General features: G+C 48.4%; 20 protein-coding genes and 1 tRNA gene. 15 read left to right on the forward strand and 6 right to left on the reverse strand.

The window, feature by feature from the left end; all coding sequences use genetic code 11:
* Window positions 1-38: 38 nt before the first annotated feature.
* The 3 genes from BQ7117_RS03635 (at window position 39) to BQ7117_RS03645 (ending at window position 3852) form a co-directional block, all read left to right on the forward strand.
* Window positions 39-1121 (forward strand): class C sortase, encoded by a 1083-nt coding sequence (locus BQ7117_RS03635; protein WP_073996235.1) that lies wholly within the window; start codon window positions 39-41, stop codon window positions 1119-1121.
* Between the two features lie 19 nt (window positions 1122-1140).
* A complete protein-coding gene (locus BQ7117_RS03640; RefSeq protein WP_073996236.1) occupies window positions 1141-2175 on the forward strand; it encodes a pilin N-terminal domain-containing protein in 1035 nt (344 codons plus the stop codon).
* A gap of 204 nt (window positions 2176-2379) precedes the next feature.
* A complete protein-coding gene (locus tag BQ7117_RS03645; protein ID WP_073996237.1) occupies window positions 2380-3852 on the forward strand; it encodes an amino acid permease in 1473 nt (490 codons plus the stop codon).
* A gap of 151 nt (window positions 3853-4003) precedes the next feature.
* On the opposite strand, the gene BQ7117_RS03650 is transcribed toward BQ7117_RS03645, so the two are convergent.
* Window positions 4004-4774 (reverse strand): inositol monophosphatase family protein, encoded by a 771-nt coding sequence (locus BQ7117_RS03650; protein WP_073996238.1) that lies wholly within the window; start codon window positions 4772-4774, stop codon window positions 4004-4006.
* Window positions 4775-5046: 272 nt separating this feature from the next.
* Here BQ7117_RS03650 and BQ7117_RS03655 point away from each other — a divergent pair, with 272 nt between their 5' ends.
* Both BQ7117_RS03655 and BQ7117_RS03660 read left to right on the forward strand, forming a co-directional pair.
* Window positions 5047-5328 carry an HU family DNA-binding protein gene (locus BQ7117_RS03655; protein WP_073996239.1) on the forward strand — a complete coding sequence of 94 codons (282 nt, stop codon included), beginning with the start codon at window positions 5047-5049 and terminating at the stop codon, window positions 5326-5328.
* 104 nt (window positions 5329-5432) lie between these two features.
* Window positions 5433-5759, forward strand: coding sequence for a DUF3039 domain-containing protein (locus BQ7117_RS03660; RefSeq protein WP_073996240.1), 327 nt, complete (start codon window positions 5433-5435; stop codon window positions 5757-5759).
* An 84-nt stretch (window positions 5760-5843) separates the two neighbouring features.
* Here BQ7117_RS03660 and BQ7117_RS03665 read toward each other — a convergent pair whose 3' ends face one another.
* Entirely contained in the window at window positions 5844-7190 is a 1347-nt protein-coding gene (locus BQ7117_RS03665) for a nicotinate phosphoribosyltransferase (protein ID WP_073996241.1), read from the reverse strand.
* 191 nt (window positions 7191-7381) lie between these two features.
* Here BQ7117_RS03665 and murI point away from each other — a divergent pair, with 191 nt between their 5' ends.
* From murI to BQ7117_RS03705, 8 genes are all read left to right on the forward strand, one after another.
* Entirely contained in the window at window positions 7382-8212 is an 831-nt protein-coding gene (gene murI / locus BQ7117_RS03670; protein ID WP_073996242.1) for a glutamate racemase, read from the forward strand.
* Between the two features lie 29 nt (window positions 8213-8241).
* A complete protein-coding gene (locus BQ7117_RS03675; protein WP_237563046.1) occupies window positions 8242-9006 on the forward strand; it encodes an MBL fold metallo-hydrolase in 765 nt (254 codons plus the stop codon).
* A gap of 18 nt (window positions 9007-9024) precedes the next feature.
* Window positions 9025-9768, forward strand: a complete 744-nt coding sequence (gene rph, locus BQ7117_RS03680) for a ribonuclease PH (protein ID WP_073996244.1) — start codon at window positions 9025-9027, stop codon at window positions 9766-9768.
* A gap of 21 nt (window positions 9769-9789) precedes the next feature.
* On the forward strand, window positions 9790-10419 hold the full coding sequence (gene rdgB, locus BQ7117_RS03685; protein WP_073996245.1) for an RdgB/HAM1 family non-canonical purine NTP pyrophosphatase: 630 nt from the start codon (window positions 9790-9792) through the stop codon (window positions 10417-10419).
* A 123-nt stretch (window positions 10420-10542) separates the two neighbouring features.
* Entirely contained in the window at window positions 10543-10857 is a 315-nt protein-coding gene (locus tag BQ7117_RS03690; RefSeq protein ID WP_073996246.1) for a hypothetical protein, read from the forward strand.
* 75 nt (window positions 10858-10932) lie between these two features.
* Window positions 10933-11400, forward strand: coding sequence for a peroxiredoxin (locus BQ7117_RS03695; protein ID WP_073996247.1), 468 nt, complete (start codon window positions 10933-10935; stop codon window positions 11398-11400).
* A gap of 143 nt (window positions 11401-11543) precedes the next feature.
* Window positions 11544-11625, forward strand: a tRNA-Leu gene (locus BQ7117_RS03700).
* Between the two features lie 183 nt (window positions 11626-11808).
* Window positions 11809-13476 carry a glycoside hydrolase family 13 protein gene (locus tag BQ7117_RS03705; protein WP_073996248.1) on the forward strand — a complete coding sequence of 556 codons (1668 nt, stop codon included), beginning with the start codon at window positions 11809-11811 and terminating at the stop codon, window positions 13474-13476.
* Window positions 13477-13570: 94 nt separating this feature from the next.
* Here BQ7117_RS03705 and BQ7117_RS03710 read toward each other — a convergent pair whose 3' ends face one another.
* Complete coding sequence (locus BQ7117_RS03710; protein WP_073996249.1) at window positions 13571-14941, reverse strand: NAD(P)/FAD-dependent oxidoreductase; 1371 nt, start codon at window positions 14939-14941, stop codon at window positions 13571-13573.
* A 244-nt stretch (window positions 14942-15185) separates the two neighbouring features.
* Here BQ7117_RS03710 and BQ7117_RS03715 point away from each other — a divergent pair, with 244 nt between their 5' ends.
* Entirely contained in the window at window positions 15186-17414 is a 2229-nt protein-coding gene (locus tag BQ7117_RS03715) for a glycosyltransferase (protein WP_073996250.1), read from the forward strand.
* On the opposite strand, the gene BQ7117_RS03720 is transcribed toward BQ7117_RS03715, so the two are convergent.
* The 3 genes from BQ7117_RS03720 to murJ form a co-directional block, all read right to left on the reverse strand.
* On the reverse strand, window positions 17379-18593 hold the full coding sequence (locus BQ7117_RS03720) for a carboxylate--amine ligase (RefSeq protein ID WP_073996251.1): 1215 nt from the start codon (window positions 18591-18593) through the stop codon (window positions 17379-17381). The genes BQ7117_RS03715 and BQ7117_RS03720 overlap by 36 nt on opposite strands.
* Before the next feature lie 8 nt (window positions 18594-18601).
* Entirely contained in the window at window positions 18602-19603 is a 1002-nt protein-coding gene (locus BQ7117_RS03725; protein ID WP_073996252.1) for a lipid II:glycine glycyltransferase FemX, read from the reverse strand.
* 115 nt (window positions 19604-19718) lie between these two features.
* Window positions 19719-21461, reverse strand: a complete 1743-nt coding sequence (murJ, locus tag BQ7117_RS03730; RefSeq protein WP_073996254.1) for a murein biosynthesis integral membrane protein MurJ — start codon at window positions 21459-21461, stop codon at window positions 19719-19721.
* Window positions 21462-21635: 174 nt separating this feature from the next.
* Between murJ and BQ7117_RS07550 the strand changes: the two genes are divergently transcribed.
* A complete protein-coding gene (locus BQ7117_RS07550; protein WP_084789870.1) occupies window positions 21636-22121 on the forward strand; it encodes a TM2 domain-containing protein in 486 nt (161 codons plus the stop codon).
* The last annotated feature ends 87 nt before the right edge of the window (window positions 22122-22208 follow it).

The following is a 22208-nucleotide window of genomic DNA, read 5'->3' on the forward strand; positions in this document are numbered from 1 at the left end:
GAGCTAATTAAAAGTCGATAACTCGAAAGGAGGGGAAGATGGGAAAAATTGATTTAGCAGCACCGGGAATGCCGCGGCATCGCAGCCGGATAAATCGTTTCCGGAAAGGTAATGCGGCGGCAGCGCTGAGCGGGGCAGATCGGATCGGAGAGCCGAAAACTGTCCCTCGGCAAGATTCTGGGAATAAATCAATTAGAGCTTTCCTACTTCCCCTCCTTTTACTCTTAATCGGTTTAGGAATAATTCTCTATCCGCTGGTCGCCACCCAGATTGGTAACTGGGAACGGGCACGTATAGCGCAGAATTATTCCCAAGAAATAGTCAGCGTAGATAATAGTGATCTGGAAGAAGTGATTCAGGCAGCTCGCGCCTATAACCAGCGCAATGCGGGAGCGCCTATTTTGGATCCGTGGTTAGCTCGGGTGGCGAAAGATAATCTTGCCTATCAAGAGTATTTGCAGAAGCTGGCAATTCTTCCAGAGATGGGGCGGCTCCGCATCCCAGCTATAAAAGTTGATTTACCTATTTATCACGGCACTGACAATAAAACTCTAGAAAGAGGAGTGGGGCATCTCTACGGCACCGATTTACCTATTGGAGATACTCCTTCGCATAGTGTGCTCACTGCCCATTCTGGTTTGAGTAGTGCTACGCTTTTTGACAACTTAACTGATTTGAAACCGGGAGATGTTTTCTATCTGGAAGTAGCCGGTAAACAAATGAAATACCAAGTAGTGCAAACTAAGGTGGTATTGCCAGAAGAAGTATCTTCTTTACATCAGCAGGTTGGAAAAGATTTAGTCACCTTAATTACCTGTACTCCGTATGGAATTAATAGCCATCGCCTTATGGTCACTGGTGAAAGAGTGGAAATGGATAGCGCCGAAACTCCTTTTGCTAGTACCGCTACCTGGAACTGGCAGTGGTGGATGAGCCTTATTGTGGCAATAGTGCTGGCGGTGCTGCTGTTCTTTGCCCGCTGGCTATATAAGATGCGTAAAGAATTTCGGGAATCTCTTTCCGGCAAAGCTGCCCCCAAAATAGCTACTGCCGGCGGCGAAAACGATAAAAATCGAGAACAGATAGAGCATAATCGCCTGAGAATTTCTCGATTGATCTAGAAACAGAGTAGTGGAGATAATGAAGACGAATATAAATTCTTCTTTGAAAATAGTGGGTGGGATACTCCTACTTTGTGCACTAATTTTTGGCACTACGCCGGCTGGTGCTGATATCTACAAGCTTCCGCATACCGTCACCGGTAATACAGAGGGGCTCGCCATCGCCAATATCTTAGACAAGCAAGGTGGTATGCAGGTGCGCCTACCCGTGCCTAATCCCGCCGATGATCATCCGGCGCCGAGCCCGGCCGGTGCGAAAGTGAGCATTGCGCAAGTGCGCGGAGTAGATTTGCGTACGGAAGCTGGCTGGCAGCAGGCGAAATCTCTTACTCCCGAAAAAGCGCAGGCACAGGGCTTAGAAAAAGAAATTACGGAAACTGCCGGCGCTGATGGAAAAATTAATTTTATGGGTTTACCGATTGGGCTTTACCTGGTGCGCGAGCAAGCTCCGGCGGGGGCGGGAGCAGATTATAAAGTTTCACTGCCTTTTCTAATCACGCTGCCGATAGGAAACCCGACTGGCAGCGCTTGGGATTACTATCCGGTAGTGAATAGTAAACCAGCGGTAGAAATAGTGCCAAAATTTTCTCCTATTAATATCAACTTCACATCCGATAAATGCCGCATTGTAAATAAAAATATCGCTGATTTAGCGGCCCAGAATCCAGATTTGCCCGCTGGAAGTACTTTCACTATTAAAGCAGCCGCTAATAAAGTACCGGCTGGGTTAAAGATATCGACCGCCGGTAAAGTAGCGGTAGATATGAGTGCCGGCGAAGTAGCAAATGGTACTTATATAATTCCAGTGCTGGTAGCGGCCCCTAACGGGGAAAGCCAACTTGCCGATTTGACCGTAAATATAAACGGGGTGGAGTACTGCAAAGCTGCTCCGGCCCAGCCGGCACCTAAATTAGGGAAGACTGGCGCCCAGATTCTCGGTATTGCCTTGGCTGCTACGGGCGCAATTTTATTGGGAATTTTTGCGCTGCGGCGGCGGAAAAAAGCAGATGAAGATACTGAAGCAGACAAAGATAGCAAAGAATCTGAAAAATAGCGAGCGGCCAAGTATTTAGTAGTTAAACGGATAGATAGCGCATATAGGGCTAACTAAAGCGAAAATAGTACATTAATTAAAAGCGCGCGCCTGCTTCGCTCCGTAAAAAATCCGACTACGCTGGATATGTGGTTTTCGAAAAAATGCTGCGGCAGTTTTTGATTTTCCTGCTTTAGTGGGGTTTAATTACTGCATACTCAAACAATGGAGGAAAGCGTGCAGAATAATTCGACGCAACAAGAGCAAAATGGCGGTTTACGCCGAAGCCTCCGCGCTCGGCACTTAAATATGATTGCCATAGGCGGGGCAATTGGCACCGGCCTATTTGTAGCTTCTGGAGCTACTATTTCCCAAGCAGGCCCAGGTGGAGCCCTGCTCGCTTACGCTTTGATTGGCGTAATGGTTTACTTCCTGATGCAGTCTTTAGGAGAGATGGCTACCTATATGCCAGTATCGGGCTCTTTCGAAGAGTACGGTACTCGTTTTGTCAGCCCCTCTTTTGGATTCGCCACTGGCTGGAACTATTGGTACAACTGGGCTATTACTGTCGCAGCTGAACTGGTAGCGGCAGCTATTGTTATGCAGTATTGGTTCCCGCAAGTGCCTTCCTGGATCTGGTCACTGGCTTTCTTGCTGCTGCTATTTTTAATCAACGCTTTCTCCGTCCGGAGTTTCGGCGAAGGAGAATTCTGGTTTGCCCTCATTAAAGTGGTGACGGTAGTAGTATTCCTCGGCCTCGGGCTACTGATGGTAGTCGGAATCATGGGCGGTAAATCTCCTGGTTTCGTCAATTGGCAGCTCGGTGAGGCTCCCTTCGTAAATGGCGGAGTGGGTATTCTAGCAGTGTTCATGATTGCTGGTTTCTCTTTCCAGGGCACGGAAATGCTCGGAATTGCCGCTGGAGAGACAGCGGATCCAGTGAAGACTATTCCACGCGCAGTCCGCTCCATTTTCTGGCGAATTCTGCTCTTCTACATTGGTGCCATCGCCATTATCGGTTTCCTCGTACCTTATACTGATCCGGCTCTATTGAACCCAGATGGAGATATTGCGCTTAGCCCCTTCACTTTGGTCTTTGAAAGAGCGGGAGTAGCGGCGGCCGCCTCTATTATGAATGCCGTAATTTTGACCTCTGTGCTCTCTGCCGGTAATTCTGGCCTGTACGTATCTACTCGGATGCTGCACGCCTTGAGCACTTCTGGAAAAGCCCCGAAGATATTTTCGCGCACTACCCGGCGTGGCATCCCCATGCCCGCCCTGCTAGCTACTTCGCTAATCGGGTTAATGGGCTTTTTCCTTTCACTGCTGGGAAGCGGCCAAGCCTATACCTGGCTCGTAAATGCCTCCGGTTTAGCCGGATTCATCACTTGGGTAGGGATTGCCTGGTGTCATTTGAAGTTCCGGCGTGCTTATGTGGCGCAGGGGCATGACGTAAAGGATCTTCCCTACAAATCTCCGCTCTATCCTTTCGGGCCAATTTTAGCTCTAGCTATGTGTATCCTCGTGATATTAGGGCAGAACTTTGAAGCTCTGGTAGGCAACGGAGATTTCCTCTCTTTGCTCTCCAGCTATATCGGTCTGCCGCTCTTCCTGCTCCTTTGGGTGGGTCATAAGCTAGTTACGCGAGCTCCGAAGATCGATCCGACCAAGGCGGATTTAACGCGTACACATCACTGAGATAATTCCAGTGCTGTAAATTTTCTAATTTAGATGGCGTAGGCGCCAGAATTATTAAATAATTCTGGCGCCTTTCCCGTATCTTATTTGCGTTATTAGCTTGCGCTCTACTATTTATTGCTACGCAGTACTAAGAAATCAACTGGCAGATCTATGCCGAGAATTGCAATTTTTGTAAATCTTTAGCTACTTGCGGCCAGGCATAAATAATAGATCCACTTTCTAGAGGTGCAAAAGCAGAGCCATCTATCCGCTCTACGCACGTGCCTGTTTCTGCTCCTAATACTAAAGCGGCACCGATATCCCAAGGTGAGATATGGCTATGCACAAAAGCTGCGGCTTGCCCACTTGCCACTTCTGCACATTCTAGAGCGGCTGCTCCATAGCGGCGCTGACCGCGTGAAACCGCAATAGCTGCGCGAAGAAAGGGATAAGTCTCTACGTCATAAGGAGAAGTAATAAGTACCCCTTCTCCTAAGCCTTGTGTGCCTAGTGCAGGGAGTGCTATTCCGTTTTTGTAGGCACCGCCGCCCCGCACCGCCGTATAGAGGATATTCGCCGTCGGGTCGAGAATAATTCCTATCTGCGGTATTCCTTCTTCGTAGAGCGCTAAAGAAATAGCCCAGTCGCGCCGGGTATACACATAATTCAAAGTTCCATCTATCGGGTCTAATACCCAGATTCTGCCCGCGGAAGAATCTACCTGATGGCCTTCTTCTCCCATAAGTGGATAACCGCTTGCTGCATATAATTTTTGGGCAATAAAATCTTCTAAATACTTATCGACTGCCGTCACCAAATCGTTGCGCCCGCTCTTGGTGGTTACGTCGAGGGGGATAGGAGGGTCTAAAGCGATCTTTCCCGCCTCGCGTATAATCGGTATCGCCATTTCTAAGAGGGAAGAAAAACTTTGTAAGCCCATAGTGTCACAATCGCACTTTTTCCTAGTTTCTGCAAGTATTATTGCGCCGAATTCGGGGCTTTTCGCAGTTCAGCGGGAGAAAGAAATTGTGAAAAATGAGGTTAATGTGAAAATTTTTTTGAGTTGAAGGTGGTAAATATAGCAAATCTCTTTAAAAATTGGTGTTTAGCAGTGGATTTCCGCTAGATTGCAAGGTAGCAACCTACTGGTGTTCAGTCTTTTTGGGCTGAGAGTAGGAGCTGAAATATCAACTATTATTCGAGAGGAAAGAAATGACCCTCAACCGTACTGAACTTATTGCGAAGATCGCCGAAGTATCCGGTTTGACTAAGACCGATGCCGATAAAGCAATCGCCGGTTTGCAGAGTGTATTGATTGATTCGCTTTCTGCGGGCGAAGCAGTAAAGATTACCGGTTTAATGTCGGTACAGCGTACCGAACGGGCAGCCCGGAAGGGCCGTAACCCCCGCACCAAGGAAGAAATCCTTATTCCCGCGGGCTTCGGAGTAAAGATTACCCCCGGTTCCACCTTGAAGAAGGCTGTGAGCAAGTAAGTAATTTTCTGCAAAAGAAAATAAGGAGAAGCCGCAGTGCTTTTCCAAATTGCAAAAAGGCGGGAAGAATTTAATTCTTCCCGCCTTCTGCATAGAATGAGAACATGAGTACTTCTGATCCCCATGCGGCCCCCGCTGGCCCAGCCGGCCCGGAAACGCAGCACGAAAGCGCTATATCCGTACTAGAACGGCCGGAAGAAAGCTACAGTCCGGGTGATAATGAGCGCTACGCTCACTATGTGCGTAAAGATCGTATTACGCAATCGCTAGTGGAGGGGACACCGGTAGTAGCTCTCTGCGGAAAAGTCTGGATTCCGGTGCGCAATCCCGATAGATTTCCGCTCTGCCCGACTTGTAAAGAAATCTATGCCAAATTAGGTAAAGGCGGCGGAGATTCTTGGCCTTTTGGTCCGGGCACGCCAAGTAACTAAATCGAGTCACTAAAGATTCAGATATATCGAGTTAAGAGCGCGGGGGCGCCGCGCTAGTTAGCAACGCGGCGCGGCGCGCCTAGATTAGAAAATATCCACCATTTCGGTAGGAATTCCTGGTTCCCCTTCGGAAAGGCGCCATGCTGCATAAGGGAGAGCCGCTCGCGAATTGCGGTGCCGCTCTGCTGCTAAAGCTAGCGAATCCATATCGGCATACTTTTCGTTTATGACTCCACCTTTTACTAACTCTACTTGGAGCGGGCGGGCTTCCCGGGACTCCAAATAAGCTAAGCCCTCTTCCCAAGTGCGGGCGGAAACTATAATATCGCCGGCTGCGCGCCCTGTTTCATCATGAGTGCGCCCAGCAATTTTCATTCCTCCCACGGTGCTCTTTCCGCCGGCTCGCTTCGCCACTTTCTCCAGTTCGCCGTCTTTATTCTCGCGTGCTACTAGCTTGTACACTAGCTCCGCAGTGGGGTGGCCCGAGCCAGTCACTACTCGGGTACCTACGCCATAGGAATCTACCGGCGCGGCATTGAGAGCGGCAATCGAATATTCATCGAGATCAGAGGTGACGGTTATCTTAGTGGAAACTGCCCCCAGGGCATCTAGTTGTTCGCGCACCTGGAAAGCTTGCGCCACTAAATCTCCAGAATCAATCCGCACACAGCCGAGCTCTCCACCAGCGGCGCGCGCTGCCTCCACGGCACGCTCCACTCCTTGCTTTACATCATAAGTATCTACCAGCAGGGTGGTTCCAGTACCCATCGTGGAAATCTGACTCGCAAAAGCGGCTTCTTCGGAATCGTGGAGCAGCGTAAAAGCATGCGCCGAAGTACCTATCGGCTTAATTCCGTAGGAACGCCCCGCCTCTAAATTAGAAGTGCCTAAGAATCCTCCTACTACGCAAGCGCGCGCCGCCGCCACAGCTGCCATTTCGTGCGCCCGCCGTGCCCCCATATCTAGGCAAGGCCGATCATGAGCGGCAATAGTCATACGAGAAGCTGCAGTAGCTACCGCCGAATCATAGTTCAAAATTGAAAGTACTACCGTCTCTAGCAGCACACACTCGGCGAAAGATCCGGTAATTGTAAGCAGGGGAGCGTGCGGGAAATAGCACTCGCCCTCGGCGTAGCCGTGAATATCGCCGGAGAAATGGTAATCAGCTAGCCACTGCAGAGTATTTTCGTTTACCACCTGCGCTTGGCGTAAGTAGGCAATATCTTCTTCGGAAAAATGAAACTGTTTTACGGCTTCTAGTACGCGGGCAATTCCTGCCACTACTCCATAGCGCCTACTGCCGGGCAATCGCCGTGAAAACACTTCGAATACTGCGTGGCGTTGTGCTGTGCCGTCTTCCAAAGCGGATTCCAGCATAGTGAGTTCATACATATCAGTGAGCAGAGCAGTGCTGCCAGTAAAAGGTTTCATATTTTTACAATAGTACTAAAGCCCCAAAAAGTCTTTATCGCTTAGCCGTTTATCTACAAGTATTTTTAGATACAATTTTTCAATTTACAAAATAGAATAGAAAAAATAAAAATAAGGGAAGTAAAAGAGTGGTGGTAAGATTCACTGCCCTCGGCCCTTGATTGCTCCCTTAAGGACGTAAAGTAGATACTATGAACAACGCGCCAATAGGGATTTTCGATTCCGGCCTAGGAGGCCTGACGGTAGCGCGCGCAATTATCGACCAGCTCCCGCACGAATCCATTAACTACATTGGTGACACCAAAAATTCTCCGTACGGGCCACGCCCAATTGCACAGGTGCGCTCGCTCTCACTCGAAGTGATGGATAAATTGGTGGATTCGGGTGTAAAGATGCTCGTAATAGCCTGTAATTCTGCGTCTTCTGCGGTGCTGCGGGATGCTCGCGAGCGCTATACCCAAAAGGCGGGAATTCCGATAGTGGAGGTAATTCAGCCGGCAGTTCGCCATGCGGTAGTGACCACTCGCAACGGAAAAATCGGGGTGATTGGCACACAGACCACTATTCGCTCGGGTGCCTATGCTGATTCTTTTGCCGCTGCCCCCAATTTAGAGCTCACTATGGCGGCTTGCCCGCGTTTTGTGGAATTCGTAGAAAAAGGTATTACCAATAGTCCAGAGCTATTAGAAGTAGCTCGGCACTATCTAGCTCCGGTAAAAGCGGCGGGAGTGGATACGCTGGTGCTCGGATGTACCCATTATCCTTTACTATCCGGAGTGATTTCCTATGTGATGGGAGAAGAAGTGACGCTGGTATCTTCTGCCGAAGAGACGGCAAAAGATGTATATCAGCAGCTTCTAGCGCAAAATATGATGGCGGATTACACCCAAAAGTCAGTGCATAATTTCTATGCCACTGGCAATGCGCAAGATTTTGCTAAGCTCGCTAGCCGTTTTCTTGGCCCGGAAGTTCGTCACGTTATTCCTATTTCTGATTGTGTGGCGGGAAAGGACTCAGAGTGAGACTTACGATTATTGGTTGCACTGGCTCTATGTCTGGGAAAGATGCGGCCGCTTCCAGTTATCTTTTACAGGCCGAAGCTCCGGATGAGGAAGGTGCAATCCGTACTTATTCTCTTATTTTTGATCTCGGGCCCGGAGCTATGGGGCAGTCTTTGCGCTATATTAATCCGGCTTCCTTGGACGGTATCGTAATCTCGCATATGCACGCTGACCATATCGCGGATATTGTCGGTATGCAGGTATATCGCCGTTGGCATCCCGATGGGCCGCTCGGGCAGATTCCCGTGATTACTCCGGGAGACGGAGCAGCGCGTGTCCGAGGTATTTCCGCTGATCCAGAATTTGAAGATTACACCGGGGAGTTTAAGTTTCTCGCGGCGAAAGCGGGAAATACTTTGCGCCTCGGGCCTTTTACCATGGAGTTTTTCCCCGCTTGGCACACTATCGAAGCTTACTGCATTCGCCTGCGTGGACCGCGGGAAAATGATAGCCAAAAAGAATCGATATTCACTTATACCGGAGATACCGATTACTGCGAAGGAGCTGTACAAGCAGCGCAAGATGCAGATCTTTTATTGACGGAAGCTGCCTTCGAAACTGGCCGGGATACCGTCCGGGGAGTACATATGACGGGTGTACGCGCTGGTGAATTAGCTCGCGATGCACAAGCTAAACGAGTGGTACTTACTCATCTGCAGCCTTGGACGAGCCGCGAGCTGGCCTATAAAGATGTTTCTGCTATCTACTCTGGAGATATATCTATTGCCGCTCCTGGCAAGGTATATGAGTTCTAAGCGCGTTATTCTGTTCTTATGAGTAATGAAATACGGAAAGATGGCCGGCAAGCAAATGAATTGCGTCCGGTAAAAATCACGCGGCATTTTCTCAGCCACGGTGAAGGATCGGTACTAGTAGAGTTTGGAAATACGAAAGTACTGTGTGTAGCTTCGTTTACAGAAGGAGTGCCACGGTGGCGGAAAGATTCCGGGCTGGGGTGGGTGACTGGCGAATATGCCATGCTTCCGCGGGCCACGGATACGCGTAATGCTCGGGAATCGGTACGCGGAAAAATAAGTGGCCGTACGCAAGAAATATCGCGTCTACTAGGGCGCTCGCTGCGCGCAGTAGTGGATATGGCAGCTCTCGGGGAAAATACGATTATTTTAGATTGCGATGTACTACAAGCAGACGGTGGCACCCGCACTGCCTCTATCACCGGCGCCTATGTAGCGCTCTGGGAGGCAATAGCATGGGGAATAGAGCGCGGATACGTGCAAGCAGCTAGCCCAGAAGCCGTGCTCAGCGATACAGTATCTGCCATATCGGTAGGGATTATAGACGGGCAGCCCTGCCTAGATTTGCCTTACGAAGAAGATTCGCGCGCGGAAACAGATATGAATGTGGTAATGACGGGGCAAGGAAAATTTATTGAAATTCAAGGTACCGCCGAAGGGGCGCCTTTTGCGCAAGCGGAGCTGGAAAAACTATTAGCTTTGGCGCAGCAAGGTTGCCATGAATTAAGTCTGATTCAGCAAAAAGCCTTAGCTGAATCTTAAAAATGGGTGAGGAATACATAGATGCCAGAGCCAAAAGTACTGCTTGCCACGCATAATCAGCATAAAGTAGCAGAAATTCGCGAGATTCTCGTGGCAGCTCTTCCGGGATTTTCTCCTACTATGCTGATATCGGCAGCTGATTTGGAAATTCCTGAACCAGTAGAAGATGCGACTTCTTTTGCCGGAAATGCCCTAATAAAAGCGGGGGAAGCTGCTCGCGCGGCGGGGATTCCCGCTTTAGCTGATGATTCTGGAATACGGGTAGATATATTGGGAGGAGCACCCGGTATATTTTCAGCGCGCTGGAGTGGAAAGCACGGCGCAGATAGAGAAAATTTAGAGTTGTTGCTCGCCCAATTGGCAGATGTGCCAGAGGGGAGCCGGGGAGCTAATTTTACTTGTACCGCTGCGCTAGCTCTGCCGGATGGGCGCTGGAAGACCTGTAGTGGGCAAATATACGGTAGTTTGGGCTTTGCGCCGGCTGGAACGAATGGTTTCGGATACGATCCGATATTTGTGCCGCAAGGTGAGCAGCGCACGCTGGCCGAAATGACTCCGGAAGAAAAAAATCGCATCTCCCACCGGCGAGCTGCTTTCCAAAGAATTGCTCCGTGGGTAGGAAAAGCCTTAGGGCTTACTTCGAATAGCTAGAAGCTAGGGCAAGCGCAGAAAGTATAGGAAGCGCCGGATAAGCACGGCTAGTGTAGGTAGCACAGGTAGCGTAGGAAGCATGGCTAGCGCAGAAAATTTAGGAAGTACAGGTAGAGTGGTCTTATGGAAAAAATTTTAAGATTCCTCCTCATTACGAGCGCACTTTTTGCTTTTCTGATGGCAATATTCGGAATCCGAAATCTTTTCGTGGCCGGTGCACAGCCCGCTGTTTTCGGGATTGGAATTATTGGAATAGCTGCTCTAGCGGCCGCCCTAATTGGTTGGCGAAAAGAAAATACTTTTTGGGCTGCCGGAGGAGCGCTCGGAGCGGGAATTATATTCCCTACCCAATGGGGGATAATTCCGATGGTAGCTGGATTCTTGATTTTTATTTCGCTGATATCTCTGCAACTTTATTGCGATAATATGCGCCAATGAAGTGATTTACATAAGGATAAATAAAGCGATTTAAATGTGTGCAAATGCAGTGACCAATTAGGAAAGGAAGTAAAAATGGCGAAATTAGAAGTGGGCGAAATCGCTCCTGATTTTACGTTACCGGTAGCTGGAGGAGGAAGCTTCACTCTTTCTCAAGCACTTACAAAGGTGGAAAAAGGCTATATTATCTATTTCTATCCGCGGGCTATGACTCCAGGTTGCACCACAGAAGCTTGTGATTTTCGGGACGCCTATAGTGAATTACAGAAGGAGGGCTACGGGATATTGGGAATTTCTCCAGACCCGGTGGAGCGGTTAGAAAAATTCCAAGCAAAACAGACTCTTAATTTTCCCCTCGCTGCTGACCCAGAAAAAGAGGTGCTCAGCGCCTGGGGAGCTTATGGAGAGAAAAAGAATTTTGGAAAAATTGTGCGCGGAGTAATCCGTTCCACCTTTGTGGTTGGTAAAGATGGAAAAATAGTGCAAGCTGAATACGGAGTGCGCGCTAAGGGGCATGTCGATCGGTTGCAGCAAAAATTGTGAGCTTGCCAGTTTGAATATTTACTAAAAATCCCGTTATGCTTAATCACGTTCTGTTTATTATGCCGAACGCGGTCTGCTAATAAAACTTAGTGGGCTGAAGCAGAAGATACAGTAAGTATCTCGGGTGGTAAATAGGCAAAGATGCGCGAGTGGCGGAATTGGTAGACGCGCTAGATTTAGGTTCTAGTGCCTGCGGGCGTAGGGGTTCGAGTCCCCTCTCGCGCACGAGCCCCTTTTCTTGGAACTAAGAGGAAAGGGGTAATTTTATTTTTAGATTTTTATATACCGGGCAGTAGGTATCCTAGTTTTTGTAGTGGAATATCTAAAGCGAGTAGTAGAGCCGTTAATATGGCCAGTAAAGCTTAATTTAATAGGCGAGCGAGAAAAAGAAAGAGTGTAAAGAGAATATTGACTGATAAAGTAGCAAAACTTTGTACCGGAGTAATCTATCAAGTATATTTACGTTCTTTTTATGACGGTAACGGGGATGGAATCGGTGATCTAGCTGGCTTACGGGAAAAACTTCCGGCTATTGCCGATTTAGGCTGCGATGCTATCTGGATTAACCCCTGCTATCCCTCCCCGCAGCACGACCACGGATACGATATTTCCGATTACCGCTCTATTAATCCAGAATATGGTACTTTTGCAGATTTTTTGCAGCTAATAGAGCAAGCCCATGCTTATGGTTTGCAGGTATTAATGGATATAGTGCCCAATCATTGCTCTATAGAGCATGCATGGTTTCAAGCGGCTCTTCACTCTGCTCCAAATTCGCCGGCCCGTAACCGCTTCATCTTCCGCTCCGGGCGAGGAGAAAACGGAGAACTTCCTCCAAATAATTGGCAAAGCGTCTTTGGCGGTTCAGCGTGGAGCAGAATTACGGAACCTTCCGGTGAACCCGGGCAATGGTATTTACATCTTTTTGATTCCAGCCAGCCAGATTTCAATTGGCGTAACCCCGAAGTAGCTCAAGAATTTCTTTCTATTCTCAATTTTTGGTATGACTGCGGGGTAGATGGATTCCGGATTGACGTGGCGCACGGCAATTTCAAATCTGCCGACCTCGGAGACGATACGAGCCCTGATTTTCCCTATAGCTACAATTGGCGGATGTGGAACCAGCCCGAAGTGCATGATATTTACCGCAGTTGGCGCGCTTGTGGCGATGAGCGAGGAGGAAGATATCTCGTAGGTGAAGTTTGGCTGCCAGCTGGAGTAGCGAAAGGCGAATATGTACGTCCTGATGAATTACACCAAGCCTTTGCGTTTGATCTTTTAGTCCAGCCCTGGAGAGCACCGGAAATGCGCGCAGCTATCGATTTCGCCTTAGCGGAGTGTGCCGGAAATAATTTCCCCGCTTGGGCCCTCGCTAACCACGATGTACATCGTGCCGTCACCCGCTATGGGCAAAACCAAGTGGCCGATAATCCTTCGGCTGCAGCCATGATCGCAGCGGGTCGGAATTTTGCGCAAACCGATATTGAATTGGGCACTAGGCGCGCTTTAGCTGCTATAGCTCTCGTATTGGCTCTGCCGGGTTCCACCTTTATTTACCAGGGGGAAGAACTCGGATTGCCAGAATACTTAGATATTCCAGATGCGGCGCGCCAAGATCCCATTTGGCTGCGCAGCCAAGGCGTAGATAAAGGTAGAGACGGCTGCCGGATACCTCTACCTTGGGATGCAGAAAAACAAAATTTCGGTTTTTCTACTGCTGAGAAGCACAAGCTGTGGTTGCCGCAGCCGGAGTGGTTTGCTAAGTATGCGCGCAGCAAGCAGGAAAAACTTTCCGATTCTTTTCTCGCTAAATATCGAAATTTGCTTAAGTTGCGCGCGGAAATCTTCCACCCGAACGCTAATCTAGAGTGGCTGAGTGATAAAGATGCAAGCAATGTATTAGCTTTTCGCGCCGGATGTGGGGCGTGTGTAGTAAATCTCGCCGCGCAGGAATTTTCCGTACCCTCTACCTGGAATTTAACCAATTTAGCTTTCAATACGGCAGGCGGATGCCAAGCTGAGATAGTCCCAGCCAACTCCACGAGCTGGTATACATGCGAGAATTCTGCTCAATAAGCTGGCTGCCTTTGTAAATCCTGCCCAGTGTGCGATTGGATTTATAAATTTTACTCGGCTATTTGGGTTGTCTTTCCATTCGTGAGGGCATAGCTTAAGCAGGAGTATCTTCATTCCAAGGTGGTAGTGATATCGCCTTTTCCATCAAATGCCCAGTAGCGTGCGGCCCAAGCGTCTTGAGTGCCAATCTTCCCGCCAGTTGCTGGTTAGTTATAGAGCGCTCGGAACGCCCACTGGAAAGAAAACTAATTGCCCAACGGGCAAGAGTAGAAAAACGGCTTTTAAAACCGGTGAGCGTGAAAAGATGTAAAGCACACCAAGCCGCCCAAGCTGGAAAACCATGCAATTCCACTTTTCCAATTTTTGCTACTGCCTGCGCTTTCCCGATTATAGCCATAGAGCCTTTATCACGATAATGGAACTGAGCGGGCGGCTCTGTATGGTGGAGCCGAGCCAGAATAGTCTGCGTAGCAAAATCTGCTGATTGAATCGCTCCCTGAGCTACTCCCGGTACCCCCGGATAAGCCATTAAATCTCCTATTACAAAAATTTCTGGATGCCCCGGAAGTGTCAAATCAGGCTCTACACGCACTCTGCCCGCCCTATCTAGTTCAGCACCAGTAGCAGCAGCCAGTTTCTTCCCAATTGCTGCTCCCTGTACTCCTGCCGACCATACTTTACAGCTGCAAGGCACTATTTGCTCTTCTCCAGTGCTATTGCGCAGAGTGACGCTGCGGGAATCGATATTAACGACCGTCTGCCCCGTCCAAACTTCTACGCCAAGTTTCTTCAATTCCGCTATCGTGCGCCGGCTGATATTTTCTCCAAAAGCCCGCAGCGGATGCTCACTGCGATTCACTAAAATTACCTGCGCCTCTGCCGGAGAAAAATTCCGAAATTCTCCGCGCAACGTGCGCGTAGCTAATTCACATATCTGCCCAGCTACCTCTACACCAGTGGGCCCACCACCTATCACCATAAAAGTGAGTAATTCAGCTCGCTCTTGCGGATCGGAAGTCAGTTCAGCTAATTCAAAGGCTCCGAGTATGCGCGCGCGAATTTCTAAAGCGTCGTCAATAGTTTTCAGACCAGGGGCGAAGATAGAAAAATCGTCATTCCCGAAGTACGACTGAGTAGCTCCCGCCGCCACAATTAAAGTGTCGTAGGGTGTGCGCATTTGCCGATTATGAGCCCGCCAGCAAACTTCGCGATTTTCTACGTCGATATCTTCTACTAAGCCGCGCAACACCGCCACATTTTTTTGCGAAGCTAGTATCTCGCGCGTACTCGGAGCTATATCGCCCGGAGAAAGAATACCGGTAGCTACTTGATACAAGAGAGGTTGAAAAAGATGATGAGAGGTGCGCGAAATGAGGGTAATATCCACTGCGGCTTTGCGAAGTTTTTTCGCGGCAAAAAGCCCACCGAAGCCTGAACCAATAATTACTACCCGCTTTTTAGCCACTTTTCCTCCTCGAAAATTGCTACCAACTCCTAATTCTAAAGGAAATAAGCCATCCGTAAAGCAGAGAAGGTAGAATATAAAGAAAGAGCAGGGGAAGGGGAGCTGTGCAAAACGAAATTACCGCCAATATACAGCTGGCACTTCCGGGGTGGCGGTTAAATTCCTCAGTAGCAGGGTATTTACCCCATCTATCTTACACATCTCCATATGTCTGCTCTGATATATTATAAGCGCTGGTGAACGCATGAAAATCGGAATAATTTGCTATCATACTAATCCTTTTGCTTCTCCTGGTTCCGGAGAAGTGGGAGGAATGAATATAACAGTGGCGGGGCAAACGCGCGAATTAGCAGCCGGCGGCGACGAAGTAGATATATATACCCGCTCTAGTGCACCAGATGAGAGAGGAAGCTTTGAAATAGCTCCGCGGCTCCGCCTGCATTTCCTTCCCGCTGGTGCTCCGCGCAGTTATCCGAAAGGGGAACTTCCGCAATTTATTTCTGAATTTTCTGCTTCCTTAGCACAGTTTTTAGAAGATGCAGATCCCTGGGATGTGCTGCACTCTCAGCATTGGATGAGCGGTATAGCGGCTCTGGAAGTGCTCGAATTACTAGCAAAAAATGGGGGAAAACGCTGGGAAAATATTGCCTATATTCCGCATGTGGTTTCCTATCATTCTATTGCCGCTCCTAGCCTAGAATCAGCGCTCGAATTGGGAGAGCGCGCAGAAGCAGCTGCACGCCCAGCTGCAGAAAAACACCTTGCGCAGCATGCTGATATAATCGCCGCCGTATCGCAGGCCGAAGCTGATACTGTGGTGCGGCGTCTCCAAGGATTTCCAGAGCGTATCCGCATCGTACATCCGGGCGTGGATACCGAAAAATTTACGCCACATCCGAAATCGGCACTGCCCGATAAACAGAATCAGGTAGATGAGCTGAGTCAGTTGGACTCCGATCAGCCGAATCAGTCGAGTCAACTGGATAAAAAAGACTACTTTTTACTCGCCGCTCGCTTGCAGCCTTTAAAAGGGATTGAATTAGCTATCCGCACTTGGGCAGAAATTCCGCTTGCAAAGCGCCCACATCTTTATATTGCCGGAGGAGAAGCTTCAGATTCTCCCGGATATGCCGAAAAAATGCACGAACTCGTGCATCACTTAGATCTTAGCGAAGAAATAAAATTTCTCGGCGCCCGCCCCGCAGAAGAAATAGCGAATTTTATGCGGGGTGCCCGCGGATTGCTGATCCCCTCTTACTCCGAAACTTATGGTTTAGTCGCCCTAGAAGCAGCGGCGAGCGGTGTGCCGGTAATAGCTGCAGACGTGGGAGGATTGCGGGAATCAGTGCGCGATGAAAAAACGGGACTACTTTTAGAATCGCGCAACCCAGCAGATTGGGCGGCACAGATCAACTATCTAATTACCCATCCGCAGGTGGCAGCAGAGCTGGGCGCGCGCGGGCGTAAATACGCCTTGGCGCATTCGTGGAAAGAATCGGCGCATAAATTGCGTGTTCTGTACGAAGAAGCGCGTGCTTTTATGGATCTACGTTGTAATAGCCAAAATATGCAGAAGCTTCATCCGGAAAAAGCCCCAGTGCCTGAGCTTGCCCAATTAGCTGCGGAGAATGTGCTTTTTGTACATGCCCACCCCGATGATGATACTATTTCGACCGGCGCCTTACTAAGTGCTTTAAGTAAAGAACGAAAGAAAAATAATACTGATTCTTTTCTCGGAGTTCTTACCGCTACACGCGGGGAAAAAGGAGAAATTCGCCCCGAAAGTGGCTACGGAGGGCTGAGTGAAGAAGAGTTGACGCAGGTGCGGGAAAAGGAGCTTCTCGCCGCTTTAGCAGAGCTCGGTGCGGGAGAAAAAATTTCTCACTATTTTCTCGGCATGCCTCCGGCCCGCGCAGCGGGGCTTCCCCCTCGTAGATACCATGATTCGGGGATGCGCTGGGTGAGTAAAGATCGAGCGGGTGCTAGTTTAGATAACGATCGCCAATCCTTTACCGCTGCTTCTTTACTGGAAAGCGCTGCAGATATTGAGGCGCTAATAAAAAATCAGAATATTAAGTGGGTAATTTCTTATGACAATGCGGGTACTTATGGGCATCCAGACCATATCCGAGCACATGAAGCAACACGTATTGCTGCTTGCCGCGCTGGTGCCCACTTTTTAGAGATAGTGACTTCTCCGGCGTTTGCTCCGGTGGCAGATAGTGCCCCTAACTTAGGCACTGCTGCAAATATTGACGAAGCTCCGAATTCTGCCGCTGCTTCTAACGCGGTGGAAAGCATGCAAGCGGCCGTAAATGAACGCTATTTCTTCCTCGAGAAAGAAGAAAATCGCTTACGTGCCGCTCTTCGCCACTATCGCACGCAACTAGCCGTAGAAGAATCGGGAATTCGCCACGTAGGCGGGCAAAGAGAAGAATTACATACCCGTATATGCCTGCGCCGCCGCTGGTAAAATTTCCCCTAATTTTTTCCGATGCCCGGCAATGCGCGCTGTGCGCAGAGGATTAGAATCTACCTGATAGTCGAGCGCATTACCCGTATTGGCATAGCGATCTGGAGCTTGGAAATATGCTAAATCTTCTCCGCTGAGCATTTTCTCCACTGCGCTGCGGGTAGCGGTAATCCAATTAAAAGGTCGGCGTTCTATCGGGGCCATTTCGGCGCCCTGGAAATCACGCATCGCCTGTTCAATAAAATTAACTCCATTGAGGTTTGCATAATAAAAACTGCGCCCGAGGCGAGTATTTAATTCCAACATATACGGCTTATCAGTGTGGGCATCTACTTTGAAATCAAAGTTAAAGAATCCGTAGTACCCCAGACTCTCTAGTGCTCGTTGGCAAAGTGGATATAAATCAGGGCGATCGCTATCGGTGAGAAGAAGATGGTTCCCTACCCACATGGGGCGCTGGTCGGTGAGAATGCTACGCGCCTGCACGAAAACGCATTCTCCATCTTGCCGGCGATAACCATTGACGGAATACTCCTGCCTATTAGAACCAGCAATATAGGTCTGGACAAGCATCTCGCCCGAAAAACCACTGGAGTAGACAGCCGCTAGATAATCCTGAGCTGCTTGGGCATTTTCTGCCAAAAATCCCTTATGTTTTTGCGGAAAATCATAGGAATTAAAGAGTTCGTAATCAGCTGCTTTTATAAAAAGCTTCGCCTCCCAGAGCACATCTCGATAATTTTCGGCGGTTGCTACGCGCGTACGGGGAATCTCCACCCCGCATTCTTCCATTCGCCCATAGAAATAATTTTTATCCATCAAAGCAATACCGAGCTCTTTTTCTGGATAAGGAAGTAAGGGAGTGAAATTTAAATTCTCTAAATTAGTGTAGAGAAGTTTGAGATATTCTTCAGTCGGCCCGAAAAGCATAAATTTTTCGGCTTTTTCTTGATACTTTTCGTACACCGAATTCAATAAATCGCTAAATATGCGTCCATCACTGGAGAAATGTTCAGCTGTGTAGATATCTGCGATTTTACTCTTATAAAAAGGCAATAGAATACCGGCTCCACACACCACTACTTTTTCCCCAAAAGCAGCGTGAAAACTACGGGCAATTGTATAAGAATTCTCATCGGTGCCTAAAATAATTGGCAAAATTTTTTCCGTATTTTTCATATCCGCGCCTAAGCCTTTTTTCGCTGCGTAAATTGTTCATATTTCGCCACATCGAGCGGAATATCCAGATTCCCAATCCAATTTACTACTCCGTCGGCAGTGAATTTCCGCTTGAAAAGATAGAGGCCATCTGCTTCGTCAGTAGAAAAAATTCCGCCCATATCGTAGTAGCGGTAGCCATTTTCGAAAGCGAATTTAATTTCTTCAAAATTGATTTGATAGCTCTGGCCTAAATTGTGCTCATGGGTATCTGCTCCATACATGGAAAAGGCTCTATTGCCGTGCATTACCAGTAGGGAAGTGGCAATAGCTTCTCCTTCATACATCGAGAAACTCAGGCGCACATTATCAGAAAAAGCATCGTAGAGGCGCTCAAAATAATCGTACGGCCGGTAAGTAATACCGTGGTACTTATTCATAATCTCTAAAATGCGATAAAACTCTGGTAAATCAGCACGGCTCCCTACTCGATTGCTAATACCTAGACGATAAGAACGGCGTACCGTCTTACGGGTGCTCTTTGAGAGAGAATTGAGAATTTCTTCCGCATCTTGGTAGCCATGCTCGGCAAAATCTAGCACGAGGCTCTGCAGAGGCTGGGAGGTGGCGCCGTGGTCTTTTTGGAAATAGTAGCCACGTTGGTTATAAAGCTTCTCTAGCTCTGAATTTTCTCCTACTTCTGGATCTACGCGCAATAAGAAGCCGCCATGTGCGCGGGCATAGGCGCTAGCTTCTTCCAGAAGTTCTGCCACCCGCTCTATATCTTCTAGAGCGCAGACTGGCCCGCGGGGAGCGTAGAAAAACCGGCCGTCAATCGCCTTATCATAGATCGAGAGCACGGAGAGAGCCGCGGTGATTTTGCCGGCTTCTTCTAAATAAAAATAGTGTGGCTGCCAATTGTTTTTTACTTTTGCCCAGCCAAAATTTTGCGTGAGCGCACTGTGAGGAGAATCAGCAATAAACTGGCGCAATTCTTGCGCTTTTTCCATATCTTCCAAATTTAAAAGCACACCGTAAGTGTATCGAAGATAAAGAAGAAAGGAGGTCAGACACGCATCTGGCAGTGTTTATCCAGTTCAAAGCTGTAGTTTTAGAAATCAGGAATTAAGAATTAGGAATCAAAGATTAAGAATCAGAAATGCGAGCCGCTAAGCTCTTCAATCCGAGTTTCCCAGCTACCATAGCTAAAGCTTGTAAAATAGAGCGCAATTCACGTACCCGGAAAAGTTTTAACAGCAGTAAGAAAAATGTGCCCATTATCGGCGTCACCACCAAAATCGTAGCGACTGCCGCCAAGAAGCTTCCCGTTACTTTTTCTATTCCCACCGTATGAATAGCTAGCACTCCCGGAATAGTGATGAGTAAAGCAATCAGAGCGAGTTTTAAATGTGCCCATAAAATATCGCGACCGTAGATATGGCGGAGAAGTTTTCGCGAATAGAGAATCAGTAATATTCCGGTAGTGGCAGTGGAGAGGCTCATTACTACCCCTACGCCGCTTACGGTACGAGTAGGAGGAAGGAAGGAGCAGAGTAGATAGCCCACTATCATGACGGCTTGCCCAGGCAATGCCATAAAGAAAGCTCCGCGCATATCGTTTAGTGAGTAGCAAACGCGGTTATAAACGATTGTGACGCCGGTGCCGAGCAAGCTAAAACTCATCGGAATAATTACGTGGGCGAGAGAGGCAATTTCACCAGCAGATCCGGCCGGCACAAAGACGCGGGAAACGGGGAAAGCTAAAGTAATAATCAGAGAGAGTGCTAAGAAATTAAAAGCAGAAATCGTATTTACCGTATAGGCGGCTTGCTTGCGCATGATTTGGTAATTACGCTGCCGAGCCGCTTTAGCTAGGCGCGTAAACATTGCCGTCGAGATAGATACCGTAATCAGGGAAGTGGGCAGACCACAGATAGCATAAGATACTGAGCTGGCGGCATTCCCAGCTACCAGAGCAGTATCAATCCCGGCATTTAGCGCCCGTTGCATAGCTCCGGCAGATACATTCGTCTCTAAAGCAGTAGGGATGAGACTAATAAGCGTCAAAGAGAGAACCCAGAGAGAAGCTTTTCCTGCTGCTCCGAGGCCGGAATTGCGCCAAGCGAAATCGGGACGGAAGCGAATTCCGGAGCGGTGTAGGGGCCAAAACAAGATTAATGCTTGAGATGCCACGCCGGCGGTGGAGAAGCCGACTAGCACTAGACCGCGGGTACTTTGCCATACCGATGCGTTTTGGATGCTATCGGGGCTCGCAGATCCGAAAACTCCTAGAATTATGAAGAGTCCCAGAATTGCTACCACATTGTTTAATACAGGGGACCACATATAGGGACCAAAGTTTTCGCGTGCATTTAGAATCTCTCCGACTATGGCGTACAGACCGTAGAAAAAAATTTGCGGTAAACACCAGTAGGCGAAAATTACCGTCATTTCATACCACTCTTGATTCAAACTAGCTGCAAAAGCCTTTACCACCAAAGGAGTGGCGAGAGTGAGTAAGAAAGTTAGAGCACCCAGTATGACGATAGAGATGGTGAGAAGTTTATTAATAAAAGTATTGCCTGCATCTTCTTGTTCACTAGAGGCCTTTACAATAGAAGGCACCAGTACCGCATTTATTAGCCCTCCGGCGATAATGCTGAAAATAATATTGGGCAGCTTATTAGCGATATCGAAAGAGTTTGCAATCGGAGAATTTAGCCCCAAGACTAAGGTGAGCAGAATAGGGGAGCGAATCATTCCCAGTATGCGGGAAGTGAAAGTCCCTAAGAACATCACGAGCGAGGATTTCACTATTGAAGTGTGCCCGCTGGTACGCGGAGGTCTTCCTGCTGCTGCCTTCGCTGAATTCTTTACATCCTTAGCCATAGCAGTAGTCTAAAGCACGCGGATTTAATCTGCGCTTTCTTAGAGGTGATTTGTGTGCCTTGCGAGTGTTTATGGAGTTTTCTTTGGTTGATTTCTTTAGAAGTGTTCTAGAGAGCTTTAGAGAGTAGGTATATACTTTTAAGTGCGAAAATTTTAATTGGAGAGAAGGCTGATATGGCAAAAATAATCGCTTTTTCAGAAGAAACTGTGCAAATTGGCACTCCGGAAGGAGATTTACTGGAAATACCGCGCTCAGATTGCCTTTTTGCAGATCCAGTAATAGGTGAAAAAGTAGAAGTATTTCGTTCTGGAGAGCGCTTGGTGGTGCAGCGCCCGCTTGCTTCGGAAGGAACTTTCTCGGGAATACCGGCTGCTCCGCAGGTCACAGAGCAAAAGTACGGTGCTGAAGCAGACGATCTCCCTCCCGCTAGCAGTGTATGGCGGAACCCGAATCCGAAACGAGTGAGTAAAGTGGCTTACGTAGTACTCGCTTTACTACTCGGCGGAGTAGGAGCGCATAAATTTTATTCTGGCCATATTTCGGCAGCGCTAGTATATTTAATTTTCTTCTGGACGAGTGTGCCGGCAATTTTGGCACTTATAGATGCAGTGATGGGGATACTTGCTCCGGCTGATAAAGAAGGAAGAATTTTCGTATAGTTTTTATCTCTGCTTAGCTCTTAAGCGTAGACAAGCCTTAGGTAAAATTTTTAGCAGAAACAACAAGCGAGGCGGTGCTCTTTAAAA

Origin of the sequence: Arcanobacterium urinimassiliense, assembly GCF_900119495.1 — a bacterium.
Classification (GTDB): domain Bacteria; phylum Actinomycetota; class Actinomycetes; order Actinomycetales; family Actinomycetaceae; genus Arcanobacterium_A; species Arcanobacterium_A urinimassiliense.

What these genes read in the sequence shown, in the direction of transcription:
- BQ7117_RS03720 (WP_073996251.1), bottom strand. Translation starts at nt 18,593, where the DNA reads ATGAAAAATACGGAAAAAATTTTGCCAATTATTTTAGGCACCGATGAG.
- BQ7117_RS03715 (WP_073996250.1), top strand. Translation starts at nt 15,186, where the DNA reads ATGAAAATCGGAATAATTTGCTATCATACTAATCCTTTTGCTTCTCCT.
- BQ7117_RS03695 (WP_073996247.1), top strand. Translation starts at nt 10,933, where the DNA reads ATGGCGAAATTAGAAGTGGGCGAAATCGCTCCTGATTTTACGTTACCG.
- BQ7117_RS03635 (WP_073996235.1), top strand. Translation starts at nt 39, where the DNA reads ATGGGAAAAATTGATTTAGCAGCACCGGGAATGCCGCGGCATCGCAGC.
- BQ7117_RS03645 (WP_073996237.1), top strand. Translation starts at nt 2,380, where the DNA reads ATGGAGGAAAGCGTGCAGAATAATTCGACGCAACAAGAGCAAAATGGC.
- murJ (WP_073996254.1), bottom strand. Translation starts at nt 21,461, where the DNA reads ATGGCTAAGGATGTAAAGAATTCAGCGAAGGCAGCAGCAGGAAGACCT.
- murI (WP_073996242.1), top strand. Translation starts at nt 7,382, where the DNA reads ATGAACAACGCGCCAATAGGGATTTTCGATTCCGGCCTAGGAGGCCTG.
- BQ7117_RS03675 (WP_237563046.1), top strand. Translation starts at nt 8,242, where the DNA reads ATGTCTGGGAAAGATGCGGCCGCTTCCAGTTATCTTTTACAGGCCGAA.
- BQ7117_RS07550 (WP_084789870.1), top strand. Translation starts at nt 21,636, where the DNA reads ATGGCAAAAATAATCGCTTTTTCAGAAGAAACTGTGCAAATTGGCACT.
- BQ7117_RS03655 (WP_073996239.1), top strand. Translation starts at nt 5,047, where the DNA reads ATGACCCTCAACCGTACTGAACTTATTGCGAAGATCGCCGAAGTATCC.
- rdgB (WP_073996245.1), top strand. Translation starts at nt 9,790, where the DNA reads ATGCCAGAGCCAAAAGTACTGCTTGCCACGCATAATCAGCATAAAGTA.
- BQ7117_RS03650 (WP_073996238.1), bottom strand. Translation starts at nt 4,774, where the DNA reads ATGGGCTTACAAAGTTTTTCTTCCCTCTTAGAAATGGCGATACCGATT.
- BQ7117_RS03690 (WP_073996246.1), top strand. Translation starts at nt 10,543, where the DNA reads ATGGAAAAAATTTTAAGATTCCTCCTCATTACGAGCGCACTTTTTGCT.
- BQ7117_RS03660 (WP_073996240.1), top strand. Translation starts at nt 5,433, where the DNA reads ATGAGTACTTCTGATCCCCATGCGGCCCCCGCTGGCCCAGCCGGCCCG.
- BQ7117_RS03665 (WP_073996241.1), bottom strand. Translation starts at nt 7,190, where the DNA reads ATGAAACCTTTTACTGGCAGCACTGCTCTGCTCACTGATATGTATGAA.
- BQ7117_RS03640 (WP_073996236.1), top strand. Translation starts at nt 1,141, where the DNA reads ATGAAGACGAATATAAATTCTTCTTTGAAAATAGTGGGTGGGATACTC.
- rph (WP_073996244.1), top strand. Translation starts at nt 9,025, where the DNA reads ATGAGTAATGAAATACGGAAAGATGGCCGGCAAGCAAATGAATTGCGT.